This window comes from Microcystis sp. M079S1 (assembly GCF_020246425.1).
In the GTDB taxonomy this organism is placed as follows: Bacteria; Cyanobacteriota; Cyanobacteriia; order Cyanobacteriales; family Microcystaceae; genus Microcystis; species Microcystis aeruginosa.
In genome coordinates, this window is sequence record NZ_JADBSZ010000156.1 from 1 (window position 1) to 19910 (window position 19910).

19 protein-coding genes and 2 pseudogenes are annotated in these 19910 nt (G+C 38.7%); 16 read left to right on the plus strand and 5 right to left on the minus strand.

Annotation, left to right across the window (positions count from 1 at the left end):
- Nucleotides 1-192: 192 nt before the first annotated feature.
- From IM456_RS23545 to IM456_RS10345, 4 genes and pseudogenes are all read left to right on the plus strand, one after another.
- A pseudogene (locus tag IM456_RS23545) lies at nucleotides 193-339 on the plus strand (transposase); the annotation flags it as partial.
- Nucleotides 340-410: 71 nt separating this feature from the next.
- Nucleotides 411-722, plus strand: a complete 312-nt coding sequence (locus IM456_RS10335) for a transposase (protein WP_287693043.1) — start codon at nucleotides 411-413, stop codon at nucleotides 720-722.
- Nucleotides 723-1075: 353 nt separating this feature from the next.
- Nucleotides 1076-2329 (plus strand): competence/damage-inducible protein A, encoded by a 1254-nt coding sequence (locus IM456_RS10340; protein ID WP_149988421.1) that lies wholly within the window; start codon nucleotides 1076-1078, stop codon nucleotides 2327-2329.
- A 207-nt stretch (nucleotides 2330-2536) separates the two neighbouring features.
- The gene (locus tag IM456_RS10345; protein ID WP_287693042.1) at nucleotides 2537-2668 is read left to right on the plus strand and encodes a hypothetical protein; all 132 of its coding nucleotides are present in this window, start codon (nucleotides 2537-2539) and stop codon (nucleotides 2666-2668) included.
- A gap of 83 nt (nucleotides 2669-2751) precedes the next feature.
- On the opposite strand, the gene IM456_RS10350 is transcribed toward IM456_RS10345, so the two are convergent.
- Entirely contained in the window at nucleotides 2752-4347 is a 1596-nt protein-coding gene (locus IM456_RS10350; RefSeq protein WP_149988422.1) for an Hsp70 family protein, read from the minus strand.
- A gap of 187 nt (nucleotides 4348-4534) precedes the next feature.
- Here IM456_RS10350 and IM456_RS10355 point away from each other — a divergent pair, with 187 nt between their 5' ends.
- Nucleotides 4535-5134 (plus strand): Uma2 family endonuclease, encoded by a 600-nt coding sequence (locus IM456_RS10355; protein WP_287693041.1) that lies wholly within the window; start codon nucleotides 4535-4537, stop codon nucleotides 5132-5134.
- 249 nt (nucleotides 5135-5383) lie between these two features.
- On the opposite strand, the gene IM456_RS10360 is transcribed toward IM456_RS10355, so the two are convergent.
- Nucleotides 5384-7375, minus strand: a complete 1992-nt coding sequence (locus tag IM456_RS10360) for a bifunctional serine/threonine protein kinase/MFS transporter (RefSeq protein WP_287693040.1) — start codon at nucleotides 7373-7375, stop codon at nucleotides 5384-5386.
- 33 nt (nucleotides 7376-7408) lie between these two features.
- Nucleotides 7409-9454: a serine/threonine protein kinase gene (locus IM456_RS10365; RefSeq protein ID WP_287693039.1), complete on the minus strand. Its 2046-nt coding sequence runs from the start codon at nucleotides 9452-9454 to the stop codon at nucleotides 7409-7411.
- 322 nt (nucleotides 9455-9776) lie between these two features.
- On the opposite strand from IM456_RS10365, the gene IM456_RS10370 reads away from it, so the two are divergent.
- From IM456_RS10370 to IM456_RS10415, 10 genes are all read left to right on the plus strand, one after another.
- Nucleotides 9777-13298, plus strand: a complete 3522-nt coding sequence (locus tag IM456_RS10370; RefSeq protein WP_287693038.1) for a VWD domain-containing protein — start codon at nucleotides 9777-9779, stop codon at nucleotides 13296-13298.
- Between the two features lie 46 nt (nucleotides 13299-13344).
- Nucleotides 13345-14013 (plus strand): hypothetical protein, encoded by a 669-nt coding sequence (locus tag IM456_RS10375; RefSeq protein WP_002800721.1) that lies wholly within the window; start codon nucleotides 13345-13347, stop codon nucleotides 14011-14013.
- Between the two features lie 68 nt (nucleotides 14014-14081).
- Entirely contained in the window at nucleotides 14082-14726 is a 645-nt protein-coding gene (locus IM456_RS10380) for a hypothetical protein (protein ID WP_287693037.1), read from the plus strand.
- Between the two features lie 86 nt (nucleotides 14727-14812).
- Complete coding sequence (locus tag IM456_RS10385; protein ID WP_002800719.1) at nucleotides 14813-15448, plus strand: GUN4 domain-containing protein; 636 nt, start codon at nucleotides 14813-14815, stop codon at nucleotides 15446-15448.
- 139 nt (nucleotides 15449-15587) lie between these two features.
- On the plus strand, nucleotides 15588-16112 hold the full coding sequence (locus IM456_RS10390) for a hypothetical protein (RefSeq protein WP_287693036.1): 525 nt from the start codon (nucleotides 15588-15590) through the stop codon (nucleotides 16110-16112).
- Nucleotides 16113-16322: 210 nt separating this feature from the next.
- The gene (locus tag IM456_RS10395) at nucleotides 16323-16598 is read left to right on the plus strand and encodes a BrnT family toxin (RefSeq protein ID WP_002800717.1); all 276 of its coding nucleotides are present in this window, start codon (nucleotides 16323-16325) and stop codon (nucleotides 16596-16598) included.
- Entirely contained in the window at nucleotides 16582-16782 is a 201-nt protein-coding gene (locus IM456_RS10400; RefSeq protein ID WP_002800716.1) for a hypothetical protein, read from the plus strand. The genes IM456_RS10395 and IM456_RS10400 overlap by 17 nt, the downstream gene beginning before the upstream one ends.
- Nucleotides 16783-17042: 260 nt before the next feature.
- Nucleotides 17043-17546 carry a hypothetical protein gene (locus tag IM456_RS10405; protein WP_002800714.1) on the plus strand — a complete coding sequence of 168 codons (504 nt, stop codon included), beginning with the start codon at nucleotides 17043-17045 and terminating at the stop codon, nucleotides 17544-17546.
- A 547-nt stretch (nucleotides 17547-18093) separates the two neighbouring features.
- Nucleotides 18094-18489 carry a DUF6883 domain-containing protein gene (locus IM456_RS10410; RefSeq protein WP_002800711.1) on the plus strand — a complete coding sequence of 132 codons (396 nt, stop codon included), beginning with the start codon at nucleotides 18094-18096 and terminating at the stop codon, nucleotides 18487-18489.
- Between the two features lie 5 nt (nucleotides 18490-18494).
- Entirely contained in the window at nucleotides 18495-18740 is a 246-nt protein-coding gene (locus IM456_RS10415) for a hypothetical protein (RefSeq protein WP_002800710.1), read from the plus strand.
- A 259-nt stretch (nucleotides 18741-18999) separates the two neighbouring features.
- Here the strand turns inward: IM456_RS10415 and IM456_RS10420 are convergent, their stop codons facing one another.
- Complete coding sequence (locus IM456_RS10420; protein ID WP_287693035.1) at nucleotides 19000-19416, minus strand: hypothetical protein; 417 nt, start codon at nucleotides 19414-19416, stop codon at nucleotides 19000-19002.
- Between the two features lie 61 nt (nucleotides 19417-19477).
- Here IM456_RS10420 and IM456_RS10425 point away from each other — a divergent pair.
- Nucleotides 19478-19588 (plus strand): annotated as a pseudogene (locus IM456_RS10425) (protein translocase subunit SecF); the annotation flags it as partial.
- Here the strand turns inward: IM456_RS10425 and IM456_RS10430 are convergent.
- Nucleotides 19585-19776 carry an XRE family transcriptional regulator gene (locus tag IM456_RS10430; RefSeq protein WP_261779432.1) on the minus strand — a complete coding sequence of 64 codons (192 nt, stop codon included), beginning with the start codon at nucleotides 19774-19776 and terminating at the stop codon, nucleotides 19585-19587. The pseudogene IM456_RS10425 and the gene IM456_RS10430 overlap by 4 nt on opposite strands.
- Between the last annotated feature and the right edge of the window lie 134 nt (nucleotides 19777-19910).

Here is a 19910-nt window from a genome sequence, read left to right on the forward strand (position 1 = left end):
ATTTATGAGTTGAGATAAGTTTTTTATGGGCAGATATTTTAAAACTGTCTCTTGAAGCTAATTATGATGATTATCTTGAAAAAAAATGATAATTAGACAGAAGTTCTCTTGTTCACATAGAGAACTTTATCTTCTTTTGTTTTCAAAATGAGAATTGCTGTGGTCAAACTGGTCAGACGTAGTGAGGGCAGAGACGAAGAACCGAGCCTAGCTATAATAGACAGCCAATCAGTAAGAACGGCGGAAAAAAGGGGGATGAACAAGGCTTCGACGGTAATAAGAAGATAAAAGGTCGGAAACGCCATATAGTGGTGGATACTCTCGGATTAATCTTAAATTGCTTTGTGAGTGCCGCCAATCTAGCCGATGTAAAAGCGGTCAGCACCGTTCTCGAACCGGTTTGAGAAGTTGTGGTCAGACTCGAAAAAGTCTTGGCCGACGGGGCTGATCAGGGAGAGATCAAAGCCAGGCTTGAAGCCGCCCACCAATGTGTAATAGAGATCGTCCCGAAGTTGGGGGAAGGCTTTGTCGTCGCACCGTGGCGATGGATAGTAGAGAGAACCTTGTCTTGGTTGGATAAATCGAGACGATTATGTCGGGATTACGAGGAACTACCAGAAAATCACGAGGGAGCCGTTTATATTGCCATGATACGTCTTATGCTTCGCCGTTTAACCGATAATCAGCGGCGGAGAGCGAAGAAGGCTCCAGTCCGCGCTTAATATTAATTTACGAACGGTCTCTTAGGGGTCTCAAGACCCCCCTAGCGGGCGCGGAGAAAACCCTCACCAGCTAAGTATTTTTACTCAAGTCTCTAGAGGGGGACAGCTTATGTGACAGTTGAGGGTGCGGAATGTGGGTTATATGCTTACCCTGCTTGCCGCCGCCCTACCTGCTCCCAATCACGAGCTACAATCTAGCTGTCAATAGCATTTGAGATGCGCTTACCCTGATGTTGGAGCGCACTGATATTGTTAACTTCCATGACCATCGTTACCGAAACCTGATCAAACTGTGGTGACAGAAGATAAGTTGATGATCAAAATTGAAAATCTTAAGCTACTTGCTAAAAATTATGGCCGCTGAAATTATTTGTGTAGGAACGGAATTATTATTAGGGGATATAGTTAATACTAATGCCCAATATTTAGCCCTAGAATTGGCAAAATTAGGCATTCCCCATTATTATCAAACGGTGGTGGGGGATAATGTAGAAAGACTGAAAAAAGCGATCGCTATTGCCCTAGAACGTTCTTCAATTTTAATTTTTACCGGCGGACTGGGACCAACTCCCGACGATTTAACCACAGAAACAATCGCCGATTTTTTCCAAACGTCCCTCAGAGAAGATAAGGAGATTTTAGCAGAAATCGAGGCTAAATTTGCGATTTTAGGGCGAGAAATGCCTCCTAGTAACAGTAAACAGGCTTTAATACCCATAGGAGCCGATTTTTTGCCAAATCCGACGGGAACCGCCCCCGGCATGATCTGGCAACCAGAGGCTAACGTGACTATTCTCACTTTCCCCGGAGTCCCCTCAGAAATGAAGAGAATGTGGGTAGAAACGGCGATTCCTTACCTAGAAAGTCAAGGATGGGGCAAAGAGAGGATTTATAGTCGTTCCCTCAAATTTCGCGGTATCGGTGAGTCAGCTTTAGCGGAAAAAGTTGTCCATTTATTTGATCTGACTAATCCCACCGTTGCCCCCTATGCTGGTTTAGGCGAAGTGCGTTTGCGAATTGCGACGAAAGCACCTTCTTTAGAGGCTGCTTTGCAGGTAATTGAACCGGTAGCGACGGAAATTAAGGAAATCGCCGGATTAGATTATTTTGGGGCTGATGATGATACTTTACCTGCGGTGGTGGGGGAACTTTTGCGGCAGCAAAAACAAACTTTGAGTGTGGCAGAATCCTGTACTGGAGGGGGATTAGGGGAAATCATCACCCAAATCGCCGGCAGTTCCGATTATTTTTGGGGTGGGGTTATTTCCTACGATAATCGGGTAAAAGTTGCCCTCTTAGACGTAAATGAAGAGGATTTAAATAATTTCGGGGCTGTCAGTGCCATTGTTGCCCAACAGATGGCGCTAGGGGTACAAAAACGCCTCGCTACGGATTGGGGGATCAGTATCACGGGCATTGCCGGACCGGGAGGCGGCAGCGAGACGAAACCGGTGGGTCTAGTTTATATCGGTTTAGCCAGTCCTGAGGGAAATGTTACCGTATCAGAGCATCGTTTCGGAGAAAATCGAGATCGCTTGACAATTCGCCAGATTAGTGCCTATACCGCCCTTGATCGCCTACGACGGAATTTATTAACAATGTCTTAAAAAAGAATTGCCAAGAATATATACTCAGACTAAAAACTTATGTTAAGCTTAATATAAATACAAGATATAGATTCCCCCGTTCGTCAGATTTAACAGCCAAACTATGAAAATTAGTTGAAATTCTCTGGAATCAAGCTTTTGCGTGGCTGTTGCGGGGATCAATCGACGAAAAATCATAGCTAGTATCTCAAAGGAGCCATTTGGTCAATGGACTATTTAGATGAAGTGATAGAAAAATTGAGAGAATGGGCGCGCAAACTGATCGAGAGTGTTTTTAGTCCGGAACCCGAACCCGAACCCGAACTAATCCCGATCCCCGTGCGCGATCACAGTCGATAAAGCCACCGGTAAAACAGAATATTGCGATCATATCAGTGCAAACTTACTATGAGTCTGCACTTGATTTTTGGCTGAAGCCAAGCCTAGCTTAATTTGGTGACGATTTGATTATTTAGTAACAATTCTTGACTGAGTAAATCTTCCACATTAATCCGCAGGAAACACTGATCATCAATCCAGAACTGCACTTTAATGCGATCTTTGCCCTGGAAACCTAAAGGATCGAGTTTAGCGATCGATCTGGCCCCCTCGCGATCATTTAAGGGTTGGACGCTAGTTTCTCCATTGCCGAGGGAACGAGTAATTAATTTATCGCCATCAAAATAGACCTCGATCGCCCCAGTTTCCGTCCCCAATTCGCCGATAATTAATTCAATGCTAGGTTGATTGTCCACGGAAGCACCTAGGACTAATTCCACGGGTTTTTCCATAGGATAGGGTTGTCCAGAGTTAATAATCGGATGCCAAGCGTGGGTATTTTTGCGACGATTCCAGTAACGAATCCCGTAGCTATGATAGAGAAAATCTTTGACTTGATAACCTTGGGCTAATTGTAACGCTCCCAAAGCGATCGCTTCAAAGGGTCGATCCTCTTTAATTTTACTACTATCAAAATACTGTCGCACCCAATCTTTTACCGCCGGAATTTGTACGGTTCCCCCGACTAATAACACCGCACCGATATCGCTAACTTCAACTCCATTGCGTCTTCCCTGTTGCAAAACTCCCGTCATTAAATCATCTAATTGATTAAAAAAGTTTTGTTGTTGGAGAATATCAGTCAATTGTTCTCGATCCAAGCTTAACTCGTAACTCTCGAAATTTTCCTCATCAAAATATACCTCCGCGGCGGTTAATTGGGAAGAAAGTTTAATTTTTAATCTTTCTGCTAGACGAGTAGTCAGGGAAGTTTTCGCTAAAGATTGCTTTTGGGCAAAATAATCAACAATCCAATCGTCGATATCTGACCCCCCTAAATTTGTCCCCGCCTTGGCTAAAACTCTGGCTAGTTTAGTTTTTTGGGCGGAATTATTGCCTAAAAGTTTTTCTCCCCACTTGAGAATAAAACCTTGATTTTTTTGAGGATTATCTAAATCTAATTGTACCAAAGAAAGATCGAGGGTGCCCCCGCCAAAATCTACCACTAAAATCACTTGATCACCCGTGGTTCCATAACCCAAAGCGGCGGCAGTGGGTTCATCAATTAGTCGAATTTGTTCGATTTCCCACCCCTGACAAACATTGCTTAACCAATTGCGGTAACTTTCAAAACTATCGACGGGGACGGTTAAAACTAGAGATTGGGGGGTTTCCAGGGCGGTGTTTTTTAAGTTGTCGATGATGCTATCGAGAAACCATTGGCCAACCCCCTCGAAACTGAGGACAGTTTCCTCTAATTCCGGTAAAAATCCTTGAATTTTTGCCCCGATACCTCGTTTAAAGCGACGAAAAAAACGCGGATCTCGATCAATATCTAAACCCCGATCGCGCACTGCTTGACCGGCAATTACTTGGGGGGGATTGGCTGATTTAATATAGAGTAAACTGGGAATTAGGGGGGGATTGTCGGCTATTTGTTGGGATAACTCCGATAATTTGACGGTTTCGGCCCTATTTGTCGCCCCATTCCAACGAGTAATGACGGTATTACTGGTTCCGAAATCAATAGCGTAGAACACGATCGATGGTTTTTAGGTAAATTTAGTTAATTATTCGCTATTATAACCTGTTATTTATTGAACCCGCCCGATCGAGGTGGAAGCTTCCCCAAAAAATAGGGAATTTGGTCAGCGCAAGCTAAAGAAGTCTGAGCAGAAACTTGACAAATAATCTTTAATAGTATAAGTTGCACCCGATCAAAGGATTATGTTACCAGTTACTACCTCACCCGAAACCCTCTCCTTAGAAATTCCTAGGGCGATCGCTCTCTCTATTACCCTTGAACAGTTTGAAGCCCTTGCTGTGGTCAACCGTGACTTAAAATTAGAACGTACAGCCCAAGGAGAATTAATCGTCAATCCCCCGACAGGTGGCGAATCAGGACAGCGAAATTTTCGTATAACAGGACAATTGTTTTGCTGGTGCGAAGAAAATGAAGCTTTAGGAGTGGGGTTTGACTCTTCCACTGGATTTATACTGCCAAATGGGGCGATTCGTTCTCCCGATCTATCTTGGGTGAGTCGAGAACGCTGGGAATCTTTAACCCCTAAGCAGAAAAAAGGATTTATTCCCCTCTGTCCCGATTTTGTGGTCGAATTGCGGTCTGAATCGGATAGTCTTGACAAATTACAGAAAAAACTGCTCGAATATAGGGAAAATGGCGCAAGGTTAGGCTGGTTAATCGATCCGCAGAATCGGCAAGTTGAAATTTATCGTCAAGGAAAGGAAGTGGATATCTTAGAAAATCCCACTGATTTATCGGGTGAAGATGTTTTACCCAATTTTAGGTTAAAATTAAAGCTCTGATGTTTTAAGGAGTCATCCTGCGATATTAGACTTCTGGCAGAAGTCAGGCAAAAGGCAACAGGCAAGAGGCAACAGTGGTAAGAATCGCCGGCTCTTCTGGTTTCTGTGTGGAAACGAGGTCTATACTGATAGAATATCCGCAAAATAGTCCTAAAAGTCTTGCCCAGTAAGCATTTCACGATTCCATAAGCAAAAATTATTACACAAAGTCGAGAAGAGCCCTTCGTCAAGCTTTCCAGTTGATGCACTTCATTTTTTATTGGCATTTCGCTTTTCCCAGTGACGATATTGATTAACTAATCTAGCCCTGTTGATATGTGGATATAGTATCATAAAAATCAACAAAAAACTTGTCAAAGCTAATGCTAATAGGACATAAGGATTAAACCATCCAACCACTGAACCAGCACCAATAGCAATACCTAATCCTATCGTTAACAGGATAAAGATGTAGCCTTTGTCAATTTGCTTATTCTTGAATTTTGATTCTGTTGAATAAAGCAATATACTTGTAATTGAAGCGATCATAGTACCTTTGGCGAATCCTATAGCTCCTTCTTGAAAATTAGACGCTGCTACAATCATAACTAAAGTATAAAGTTCTCCTAGTAATCCTCCTATAAATGGAAATATACCTACCTCCAGAAAAAGCCAAGCGAATGTTAGTAATACAAGAATTGTTACATGACGATAACCCACAAGCAAGTAAACCCAAAAAAGAATTTCTTGGTTACTGATGGAAACCATAGAAGACACAATAACAACGATAATAAAAGAAATATAAGTTAACCAAAAGACAAAATACGATAGAAATGGCAAGAAAAATAATTTTGATTTCCAAGTTTTAAATAATGGCAAGAAGGCTCCAATACTACCTGATGTAAAAGCAATAGCATGAATGTTAATTACATCTATGTCAGATTTGAATGGACTCAATAATTCTTCAGATGTAATAGTTTTCAGAATGTCATTCGCAAGTGGAACTTTTACACAAAATACAAACCAAAGTAACACTGAAGCTAAAAGTAAATAAGGAGGATGTTTTACTTTTTCAATAGGTAGAGGAGCAGTATTAACAATAAGCTTTAACTTCTTAGATTTTTGGTCAGCATTACTGCTTAAAATAAGCTCACGCTCATATATTTTGTCTGCCATCAAATGGCTAGTATCAACAGTGACAATAAATTCATGATGATTTCCTTCAAACGTATGAGGTGTAATTGTAATCCAAGGATGACTATTTCTTGAAGAAACGTCATTTTTATGAGATACAATTGACCACTCTCCTTGTAAAATAGTGTTAGGAATATCATTAATTACTGTAATGGATGACGTAATATTCTCATTTATTTCGTTGGCGGTTAACACTAATTCTGATGCACTAAGCTGGACTATTGGAGAGCGAATTAAGTAGAGTGGTTTCAATGCTTCTAATGCTTCTTGAGCATTTTGAAAGCGTTTTTCCACGTTTCGCTTTACCATTTTTTCTAGCCAGCTAATAAACTGTAAACTCAATTTGGGAACGAGATGTTTAAAGCGAATTTTGCAGTCATTATATTGATCTTGTAATTCACTAATTTTATCAGACGTTATGCCCGTTACTAAGCAAATTAAAGTTAAGCCTAATCCATATAAATCAGAGGCTTTTGTTAATCTTTTTCTTAAAAATTGCTCCGGTGCTATAAAAATGGGCGTACCTGCAAAAATACTGCTATTATTTACCTCTCTATTGCCCATCTCTGCCAAGCCAAAATCAATCAAATAAACTTTTAATTGATCATCTAGCAAAATATTATCTGGTTTAATATCTCGATGATAAATTGGTTCAGGGTATCCTGTTTTGTCCTGTAAATAAATTAATATATTTAACAATTGTATAGCTATTTTTTTGATTTGTTCTGGATTATAACTACGAGGATTAGATAGGGGTTGAGCATTTTTAAATTCTTGGACTAAACACAATCCATTCCCTGAGTCAAAATGATCGAGATAACGAGGAATTTGTGGATGATTTAATTGTTTTAAAACATCAATCTCTCGCTCAATTGCCCTATATTCTGTCCAATTTGCGTTGGAATTACAAAATCTAAACTGTTTGATAACAACGGGAGTCTGAGTTCTAGTCATTATAGCTTGGTAAGTGATTCTTCCTCCTAAACTATTTATTCCTAACTCTCTGACAACTTGATAGCCATAGTCCTGAAAATTCGGCAAGTTGGTATGATAATAGTTGTTTTCCATAGCTTGATGACCTCTTGGTTATTGGTGTTAAGTTTAGTACATATTGTTGCTGTATTTAGTGATTATTCGAGTATAATAAATAGGCGGAAATAGCAATAGTATTAACAAAGGAATACCAGTCATTAGCAAAGTTGTTAGAATATAAACATTATGCCAACCAATTTGTGAGCCAATACCTGAAGCAATAGCAAATCCAATTGTTAGATATAAATATAGAAGAATTACTATTTTGTTGGTGTAACCTTTTTTTGCAAAGCTGAGATTAACCATTGGAAGTAAGAAAAATTTTGATATTTTTGATATTAAAGGTGACAAATGAAAGGATAGAAAAAACATAAAAGCAGGAAATGAAAATCCCAACAATATTACAATTATAAGAAATATAAGAAAATCATAACCATAGTTAAGAATCAACCCTGGTGCGGGTTTACAATACTCATCAATTGGCTTAAAAAAGTCAATCATAGGCTCAGACAATATAAAATAGCTGGAACAACCGACTATCCCACTTATCACCCCACTTGCCCATATATTATCTTCTTTATGGCTGTCATTAGAATTTTGATTAGTATTTTTGTCGGTTTTTTTATACGAAGAAATAGCCATATATATACAGGCTATAAAACCAAGAATTTTTTGAAGAACTAAAACTTCTGGAGATGTATAACAAACAGTATCAAATACTAACAAATAAGGCAAGAATAATACTATTATAGTTCCCAATGTTCCTGCTATCCACATTATTAAACTGAGACTAATTACCACCAGACAATAATCCATGCCAAGAACGGCTAATGCTGCTAAAATTGTAATGCTCAACTGAAGGATAAGATTGTCCTGTATCCAAACAAATTTAGAGCCAATTGTAAAAATGAGATAGATTCCAGCTAAAAGTAAATAGGGAGGTAATATAGGCTTTGGCAGCGGGGCAGTTTTAATACTAATATTAAATGGTGTGTTATTTTGACGAGCATTGCTTTTAAAAATAATTTCACGCTGATAAACCTTATTAGCGGTTAACTTACCGGTATCTATCTCAAAAGTACATGAAATTTGATTCCCCTTAAATCTTTTACTTTTAGGATAAAAAATAGTTAACCAATCATGACGGCGAGATTCTTTTTGCTGATAAGATAAAATAGATCCTTCTAAAACTGTCTCAGGAATTGGATTATTCAATTCAATGGTTTGAATTATTTTTTCTCCTAAACGCTTAGCTTCACAGGTAAAACTACTTCTACTCAAATGAAGTTCAGGAATCCGAATTAACTCCAAGGGAAGAAGCGCATTTAAAGCTTCTTGTGCGTTAGGAAATCTTTGATCTGGGTTAAGTCTTACAAGCTTATCTAGCCACTCAATAAAAGAGAAAGCTAGATGAAAGACACGAGTTTTAAAATCTATCTGAAGGTTATAATCTACTATATCCACAAAATCTTTAGATTGAATCTTGCACAACAGACAAATTAAGGTAGCACCTAATCCATATAAATCCGTTGCTTCGGTGAGAGGAAGATTATTTACTTGTTCAGGAGACATAAAACCAGGAGTTCCTAAAGCAATACTGCTTAATGCCGTTGCCTCTCCTTCTCCAATTTTGGCAAATCCAAAATCAATTAAATAGACATTTAAGTTATCGTCAACTAGGATATTTTCGGGCTTAATATCTCGATGAATAATCGGAGGAAGTAAACTCTGAAGATAGACAAGAATCTCTAAAAGTTGAATAGCAACACTTTTAATCTCTTGTGGTGTAAAATCATTATTTTTTGCTAAAGTTTGTGCATCGATAAATTCTTGGACGATACAAAAACTAGCAAATTCAGTCTTGAAGTCATCTAAATAACTAGGAATTTTTGGATGATGGAGACTCCGCAAAGTTTGAATCTCCCTCTCAATTTGTCTCTCCCCATCAAGAGTGCTACTTCCTCCTACCCACTGAAATTGCTTAATCACCACAATTTGTCCAGTATTAATACTTAATGCTTTGTATGATACTCTGCCAGCAGAAGGGTTGCGACCAAGTTGCTCAATCACTTGGTAGCCATGCGCGGTAAAGTCAGGATACTGCGGTTCAGACATAAGGTGAATAATAACTCTACTTTAAGAAGTTTATCTCAATCATAACTAATAGATCAGTGGATTTATGACACTTGCCCCTAAGTACAGTTGGCTAAAACCGCGCGCACTTGTCGAGAATGCCTCTACTTTCTCAGGAGAAATTCTGTCTAAGCAAGTAATCTCGGTGAACCAAGAATCCCCAAGACTTTAGGCAGGGGAGTGTTAAAAAATTGTTATGGCTAGGGGAGCTTTAAGATTGCTTCGAGGGCTTTGGTGATACAATGAGCCGTTAACTAGCTATCTCTCGGTGGCATGGAGAGCCAAATTGTCAGGAGGTCGAAGCGTGAAAACTCGGTTGCGTTGGTTTTGGGTGGCTTTAGGGGCATTTCTTGCCATTATTGGCGAGGAATTCTTGAGAAAGCTGCTGGCACTCTCTCTCTGTGGCGTTTTTCTGTTGAGTTACTGTCTGCCTGATGCTAAATATAGCGCTTCTGTCGTGGCTCAAACTCCACAACCGGCTATTGGGCAATCTCAAACAGAGCAGAAAATTGATAATTATTTTAGCCCCATTCAACCAGATGGTACACCCAAATTAGGGATCGATCGCTGGTGGGCAACCGCAGGAGTAGATAAGGAAATTACAGTTAATTGGACGGTAGAAGTTAAGGAAAAAGGCGAATATTATCTCCGTCTAGGTGTAGATTTAGAAAATTTTGATGTAATCAAAAGATTTAGAAAGTGGAAGCTCAGTGATAAGGTTTCCATTAAGATTTCAGATGATTATAATAGACCTGTTTCTAGCTATGAAGCATCAGGATATGATGATAAAATATCGATTCGTTTTCGAGAACCAGGTATTTACCAGATCACCATCGACAAATTTGTTGTCCCTCGAGAAGCTGTTGTTGAAGAAATTGAGTTTAAGTTAAATAAATTACACAAGGGTGAATTAGGCGAAGATATTTATCTAAAAACTCTTTTTATTGCTGACCGTCCTGAAGTTACTATCAAAAATTTTAGGATCAAAGTTCCTGACAGTCAAAACAAAGTGATCGACAGTAGAGAACTGACGAAACAAGGTTTAATTAACTATTTTACTCCGATTTTGAATTTTGAGCCAGAGGAAGAATATCAAGTTCCTTTTGATGTTAACAAGAATACTTGGAAAGCCGAAACTAAAGCCACTATTAAGGATAGAGGAAATGCAGATGATTACTTAGATCTTAGTCAATTTAAAACCGATATCAAAGGTGCTTACAGTCGAAGTAAAAAAACTCCTGCTAAAATTTATGCCTCAATCGTTGAAAATGATAATTTAGAAATAGATAACAAAAAAACAGGAATTAAAGAATTAGCAATTAACTATTATTTTCACTATCCCCATAGCAATTGGTACGATCACGAAGGATTTAATAATCATGAAGGAGATTGGGAAGGAATAACGGTCTTTTTACAGAAGGATCGGGATGGATACTACTATCCTTGTCGAGTTGCTTTTGGCGAACACATTTTCTTGGTGAGTGAGTTTATTTCCGAAGGAGGAGAAATTTTTGAATGGACAGAATTAGTTAAGGATAACAATATTCTATTTTCAACTAACTTAGGTAGCCGCAATGATATTCTTGCTCAACCTAATGTTTTTGTCGGTTTGGGTGGTCATGCGAGTTATCCTAAGTCGGACATTAGTGAATTAAGTATCTGTACTAAATTTACGATTCCCACATCTATTGATCCTCGTTGTGAAGAAAAACATCGAGGGGGGAAGATATACAACCTCCATGATAATTTATCTTTAATTTCATCTTCCGACCCTAAATCACGAGAAGTAGTGGAATATTTACCCCGTGTCGGAGTTGCGAAAATTGAAGACTTAGGTGATAAAAGTTGGTTGCTGTATCCAGGTACATGGGGAAATCCCAAAAATTGTACTACGAAATTACGGCTAGATATAGGTTGTCCTAGCGCACCTCGTGGTCCTGTATTTTTGGATTTAAAGAAAATTAGTGTAATTTCTCAACCTATTTCTAAAATAGCGGGAATAACCTGGGAAAGTTTTGGATTAGGACAACGTTGGTTAAACCCTTGGAAATGGTCAGCAACTTTTGCTGGCGCTGATAAAATTAAAGAAGGTTGTCCACCACCCCAAGAAGAACCGAAACCAGAACCCACCCCCGATATTCCCCGTAAACCGGACGGAAATACAGGCGTTATTTATGGAGACCCTCATATTGTCACCTTTGATGGCTTACGCAATAGTTTTCAAGCGGTAGGCGAGTTTATTCTGGCGAAATCTGAACAAGGAGATTTTGAAGTACAAGGTCGTTTTAAGGGGGTGGGAGATAATGCTTCTTTACCCTCAGCAGTAGCTATCAAAGCGGGTGGGGAACGAATCGGAATTTATCAAGGAAAGCTCCAGATTAATGCTCGAAATGTTAATGAGGCTAGTTTTCCCATTGTGCTTGAAGGTGGTGCAAGGGTAGATAAAAATGGGGGTGAATATAGAATCATCGCCCCCACCGGGGAATGGGTAGAAGTGTCGGGAAGTTCGGTCTTAACGATTAAGGTCACAGTCCCCAAATCTCGACTCTCAAAGATGTATGGTTTGTTGGGAAATTACAATAATAGTCCTAATGATGATTTGAAAACTCGTCAAGGAAAGGTTGTCGGTATTAATCCTAATTACGATCAACTGTATAAGGAGTATGGCAATAGTTGGCGTATTCCTCAGCCAGAGTCTTTATTTGCCTATGAAGTCGGCGAAACGACCACAACTTTTACAAATTTGAATTTCCCGAAAAAGGTCTTGACTTTAGCGGATTTTACGACGCAACAGAAACAGGAAGCGGAACGGGTTTGTCGTAGCGCGGGGGTGACTGCTTCTGCTATGTTGGAATCCTGTATGTTTGATGTGTTGGTGACAGGCGATCGATCTTTTGCTAATGTTTCTGCTTATGTTCAATCCGAGGTTAAGGTGACAGCAAATGTTACGCCAATAGAGAGTCCAAAACCTCAACCTTCTGCTTCTAATAATGGATCAATTAATGGTAAGTGGATTGGTAAATATACTTGCGCCCAAGGGATAACTGGAGTAACCCTTACGATTAGTCAAAAGGGAACTGACATTGCTGCTGAATTTGAACTATATCCTTTACCAGAAAACCCTAATTTACCCACAGGTGTATTTTCACTAAATGGTACATTTAATCTTAATACATTAGAAATGAATCTTAAAGCAGTAAAGTGGCTAAAGCGTCCGCAGGGATGGGTAGTTATTGATTTTTCTGGGCAATTTGACTCTAACTTAAATCGTTTTACAGGTCGGATACAACATCCAGGTTGTGGTTCTATTGAATTAGTTAGAGCAAGTTCTAATAATAGTCAACAACTACCAAACAATAAACCTGCTTCTACTCAACAACCTCAAGCAAGTTGTCAAGCTACTGTTAACAAAGTGCTTTCAGAAATTCATTCTAAAGGAGTTAAAAGAGTAAGTTTTAGTATCTCAAAGGGAACGGCAAATAATCGCATGACTGGCAATCCAACAAGCAGAACTGACGAATTAACAGTTGCTTTATTTAATGATAATCCCAAAAAAGCCGATCCCATAATTGAGAATATCATGACTTCTCTAAAATTGTTGAATAGTTGGGCAGATCAAATTGTTAAAAGCTGTAATAATACAGCAACAGTTGCTTTTGATGTGAAGGGTTCTATAGATGTGATTGGATTTCATGGTTGGGAGGAAAAATTTTATATTCAGTCAAATAATAAAACTAAAAGGGAGAGGTGTATTCAAACAAATGATAACATGGCTACCCCTTATTCATGGGGAGTATTAAGAAATCAGCCACTTTGTGGATATTGAAATTTGTTTGTATTTACATGATAAAAAAATCAGGAAGTTGACTTTTATGAAAATCAAATCCAAGCTAACCAAAATCTTCTATACTTTCAGCTTACTAGCTTTGATAACTAGCCAGCAAATAAATACCAAAACTGACAACCAAGTTCAAGCAATTCCTCTAGACTCTATTGCTCAAGCTCAAGGAACAAATATCTCTTTTGAAGTGTGTGTTGACCACGCTAATTTTGTTCGTCCTAATCCTCAAAAGCACGTCAACCGATTAAGATCAGATAATCATTATCAAGATATGAGCAGTCAAGAAATTTTAAACTTACCACCATGGAAAGACGACTTTTTTTATTTTTCCTATTATGCTGGGTTAAGCGGAACAGGTTTTATGAGCTTTGAAGCAGGTCTTTGGTCATTATCGAATTCACAAAGTAAATCTCATGATAAATGTGTGGATAAATTTATTGAAAACCATAGGCAAGATCAGCGAAATCCAATGACTCAGCTATGGATTTTTAACCATAAACTAAAACAAATTAAGTGGGAAAATAACAAATATATCTTTATTGTAGAATACAGAGGTAAAGGTTTTCAAGTTATTAACTATCGAAAAACTGCATGGGATTTGGCGCAAGATAAGACTGTTTGGTTTGAATTTGTAGATACTAAAGGTAATCGTTTGGGAGGATGTAAGAAAGGATGGACTTGCCCAATTCGCAAAAAGTAGCTTGATAGTGCGATCAACTGCCAACAAAAATGTTTCATTTTAATTAACTTTTCTCAGAGGACAAAATCATGAAACTACCTAACTTCCAAAATCTGTTAATTGCTTCCTTATTAGGATTGTCAACGCTTTTTGCTGGTTCCTTTCCTTTGGTTAAAGCACAATCAGTCAAAAATATCCCTTTTGAAGTTTGCTTTAATTCAGATACTGTTGTTAGACCAAGTAGAGAAGAATACACCAAATTCATCAAACAAGACGAATACTTAAGCTATAGAGTTAACACTTTTTTTGGCAACGATATTTCTAATTTATTTGATAATTATAATGATTATTGGAGCGCAGATATTCTTTTTTTTAGTTCTTATTATGGTCTTAGTGGAGGAAAGGACATGGAACTCTTTTCGGGAATTGAGTATATAAGAAGGCGCGATAAAAATGTAGGTTTAGGTATAGGCAGATGCTGGGATAGATTCGCCGAAACAAATGCGTCTGGCAAACCAGACTCACACAACGAAGTTAGATTAATTAAGTATAAATTAAGACAAATCAGATGGGTAAACAATAAATATATTTTCGTCGTGGAGCCTCGTCAAACTGGATTGCAAATTCTCCACTTCCGCAAAGCTGGCCAAGATTTAGCTAATCCCATTGAAGTTATAGATACAAAAGGTCGCTTTTTAGGCAAGTGTCAATCTACTTGTCAACTCAAAAAGTAATTCGAGATAATGAAAGCACTTAAACGTCAACTCAACTGCTAACAAAAATGTTTCATTTTAATTAAGTTTCCTCAGAGGTCAAAACCATGAAACTACCTAACTCCCAAAATCTCCTACGCAATATCTACGCTATTGCTTCCTTATTAGGATTTTTAACGCTTTTAACGCTGTTAATAGATGATGGTCTGATTTTGAAAGTGAATTACACCCGTCTGCGAGACCTACTAGCAGCAGGGAAATACACCCGTCTGCGAGACCTACTAGCAGCAGGGAAATGGAAAGAAGCAGATCAGGAAACAACTAGGGCGATGCTTCAAGCTGCTAAGTGGGATGGCAAGAGGTGGAGCTTTTCTATTAGCTACGACATTCCCTGTGAAGATCTGCGCGTCATTGACCAGCTTTGGTTGTCAGCTAGTGAGGGTAAATTCGGATTCAGCGTTCAGAAAGAAATCTATAAGAGTATCCGTGGCACAAGCGGTTCTGAAGAACCCTGGGACCAGTTCGGTGATCGCGTCGGCTGGAGAAAAGGAAGATTATGGTCTCGAGCAGTAGACCTAACCTTTAATAATGCAGAAGCTCCTAAAGCTCACCTCCCGAGTTTTCATCTCACCTCCTGGATCGAAGCAAGGGGAGGTAGCGAGGATTGCGTGAATACTGTGAGGACGATATGCGTGGCAGATTGGGAAGATCTTTTCTATCGTGCAGACGATTGTAACTTGTAGTGCGATCGCCGATCTTGTAGGTTAGGTTAAGGAACGAAACCCAACACAACCAACAGTTACTTTTTTTAACGTCAACTCAACTACTCAACTGCCAACAAAAATGTTTCATTTTAATTAACTTTTCTCAGAGGACAAAATCATGAAACTACCTAACTCCCAAAATCTGTTAATTGCTTCCTTATTAGGATTGTCAACGCTTTTCGCTGGTTCCTATCCTTTGGTTAAAGCACAATCAGAACCAAAACTAGGTTGTCAAGCTACTGTTGATAAAGTCCTTCAAGAAATTCGTTCTAAAGGGGTTAGAAGGACTTGGTTTAAGCTTTATGAGGAAAGAGCCAATGAAAATAACACGGGTAATCCAACTAACAGAACAGACGAGTTACATATAATTTTAAGTGCTTGGGATTTCACTAAAAAACCTACTGTTGATTCTCGAAGTCAATCCATTATTAATAATATCATGAGTTCTAAAAGTTTATTGAAAAGTTGGGCAGATATAATTGTTGCTAATTGTGGCAATACAGCGATAGTTGGTTTTGGTAATGATCAATCAGATTGGGGTGAAGATTACTACATTCAATCTGATGGAACGACAAAATTAAATAAATGTGTTCCTGGTGGGACACCCGGACTATTACCTTGGGGGGTTTCAATCTGCCTATGAAAATCGGCTCTCCCGACATTATGGGGTAAAATGTTAGTGTATGTTACATTCTGGGTGCAGGTTCCTTGCGCCCCTACAGTAGGGCAAATTCGTTTTCTGTCGCGCCGTATGGTATACGCCCTACCTTAGATAACCTTTTCTTATCACCACAAGTACGGGAGAGCCAGAAATTCTGCTATAATTTTCAGCCAACCCATATAAATGTAACCCATGTTATTCGATTGGGACGAGGAGAAAGCCAAAAGGAACTTGGCCAAACATGGTGTTTCTTTCGATGAAGCTAAATCCGTGTTCTATGATCCCTTATTTTTAACCTTTGCCGATCCAGAACACTCTCTTGGGGAGCGACGTTTTATTATAATGGGAGAATCAGCCAAAGGACGATTGCTAGTTGTTTCTTATACTGACCGCACGGAAACCACACGCTTAATTAGTGCCCGTTTAGCTACCACCCAAGAACGTAAAGCTTATGAATCAGACCTGTGATCTAGATGATGATTTACGCCCCGAATATGACTTTACTAAACTTCCAGTCATAGCAAGAGGTCAAGGGCGAAAAAGAACTACTTTAACCGTCGAAATAGACCCCGACGTTGCTACTATTTTTCCTGATTCAGCAGCCGTTAATGAAGGATTACGTTTGTTATTACGCCTAATTCAAAATAGTTAACCTCAAGTAATTGAACAGTCTTTAACTATCTCAAAAACATCATAATCGCGGTATTCAAATAAGTGAGGCTGACTCACCCGACTTGATAAATTGAGAGAGGTTACATTCTGGGCGCAGGTTCCTTGCGCCCCTACAGTTCCTAGGCGTGTAGGTTGGGTTAAGGAACGAAACCCAACACAATCAACAGTTACTTTTTTAACGTCAATTCAACTACTAACAAAAATGTTTCATTTAATTAAGTTTCCTCAGAGGACAAAACCATGAAACGACTTAACTCCCAAAATCTCTTAATTGCTTCCTTATTAGGATTGTCAACGCTTTTTGCTGGTTCCTATCCTTCGGTTAAAGCACAATCAGAACCAAAGCTAGGCTGTCAAGCTACTGTCAATAAAGTCCTTGAAGAAATTCGCTCAAAGGGAGTTAGAAGGGTTAAGTTTAGTATTTATAAAGGAACAGCTAATAGTTATAGAACGGGAAATCCAACGAATAGAACTGATGTATTGAATATTGCATTAAGTTCAGTGGATTGGAGTGTGACCACTAGATCTGATCCAAAAATAGAGAGCATAATTATTAATATTATGGAATCTAAAATTTTAATGAAAAGTTGGACGGATAAAATTGTTGCTAATTGTGGTAATACCGCTATAGTTTCTTTTGGTGTATATCCATCAGATTGGGGTGAAGATTACTACATTCAATCTGATGGAACGACAAAATTAAATAAGTGTGTTCCTGCTGGGACACCCGGACTATTACCTTGAAGGGTTTCAATCTGCCTATGAAAATATAGCGGTATTCAGTAAGTTTTAGCATATAATAAGTCTAGGCGTGTAGCTTTAGCTAAGGTACGAAACCCAACAATTACTGCCTATTGAAATTAACGTCTAGTTTCGCATGACCAAGATCCTCATCATACTTGATATAATGAGATTACAGACTGTTTTTATTCAACTAAGAGACATGAAATCCATGATAACAATACCTATCACCCTAGAACAACTCATTTCTGTCATTCAACAATTACAGCCCAGTGAGCGGACAAAAATAGCCAATCTTTCTTAGAATATTTAACAGAATAAATCTGATCGCCTATTTGATAATGATCATGCGATCGCTGATAGGTTATACTAAATCCGGTTATTAAAAACTGATTATTTATTCCCCTTGCCTTTTGCCTCTTGCCTTTTGCCTCTCCTCATAACTAGCCTGTACTCAACGGATTTAGTATTAGATATATTAACAGAGTATTGACAACAAAACAAAACTTGATTATGGACATTACTATTCACTTTGGTAAACGATATAAGCATGGAGCAAAATTGGCAATCGGGGAATCCATTACCAATGGCAAAACAAGCTGAGATCGATCCTCGTAAATTCACTGAATACTCTATGAATCCATTCAATACTAACAATCAAGGAAAATGGCAAGCATTTATGATTCTTGGATATAATATAGAAAGTTCTCAAGGTCGTCAAATAGCGGCTCAGTCAATTATCAATCAAATCAGACTACACTTAGAAAATAATCCAGCTACCTTAGATGAACCTAGTGAATATGGAATTCGATTTACGGTTACAATACCCATAATAGGGATTAATTACCTTCAAGGAACATTAGTCACAAAATGGCAAATTGACAAAAACAAACAAATTCCTAGATTAATAACAAACTGGCTGAAAATTAATCAAAACAATGGGTAAATACCATGAAAGCAAAACTGTATGATGGAATTGTAACATTAGTAGATATTAGTGCTGATTTTGGTGAGCGTCTTATTCCCAAAGGAACAGAAGGTAGTATTATTGAATGCTATGAAAATCCTGAAGGTTACGCCGTTGATTTAGGGATTCCTGATGATAGTTCAGTAACGGGTTATAATTATGAAAATGTTATTCTCTATCCCGAACAATTTATCGTCATCAATCCCATTAGCCAAACGGCTGCCGTCTAGATTCTGGGGTTGATCATTGTGCATAATTCATATAGTGTCGATCGGTAACATTATAGTAGGTTAGCGTATAGGTTGGGTTGAGGAACGAAACCCAACACAACCAACAGTTACTTTTTTTAACGTCAAATCAACTACTAAGCTACCAACAAAAATGTGCCATTTTAATTAACTTTTCTCAGAGGACAAAACCATGAAACTACCTAAATCCCAAAATCTGTTAATTGCTTCCTTATTAGAATTCTCAAAGCTTTTCACTAGGTCATATCCTTAATCCAAAAACACGCCGAGTATCAAATTGAAGCATGACCCAAAGAATGGCAATCCCGATCGCTACTCCAAAAATAGCCGGGAGATTACCCGTGAAGATCCAAATAACATTTAAAAGCAAGCCGATTGCTTGAGTAACTACCGTGCCATACCAAGCCCACTTCTGAATTGAGAATAAACCAATACTGGAGGCAAATTGGACAATGCTAAGCGAAGAAAGTAGTAAAGCGAGTAAAAGACCATAAAAGTCTACAATACCATAGCAATATGGTAAACAAGACAAAAAATCTAAAAGGAACATTCCAAACCCTAATTGGAGTAAACCTGCTATGACACCAAACAGAGAAAAGATAAGCTGGATCACAGCGACGACTATAACACTCTGAGGGAGTCTTTTACGAGGTTCCATAATTTCCCCTTAAACTTCTGAAGGACATATCAAGTTTATACCACATCGATCGCTGTCAACAGCTTTAATTATTGGTTTCGTAGCCGGGGCCTATTCGAGTATTTTTATCGCTAGTACCCTACTAGCTTGGTGGCGCGGTCGTTCCCATCGACCCACACTCAATTACAGTTAGGATGCCATTGGTGAAGAATCAGTGGTTCTTGGATAGGTCGTAATAGTAATTTCAACCTGTTGATTGAGACGACCCAAAATTGAGATCAAACGGTCAATAGTAAAGCGTCCCAAATTAGCACGGCGAATCTGGACAAATTCACTGTGATTAATTCCAGTTCGCACTTGAGCATCGCGGGTTGTTGACATCCTCACCGCCGGGGCCGGACGGTGATTCCCTACAGATCGAACAAACTTAATTGAACGATCTTCGGATGGGTTGACGCTTCACGGGACGATGCTTCTTTAACAGAAGTCTTACACTTTCCTCCACGTCCGTTTAA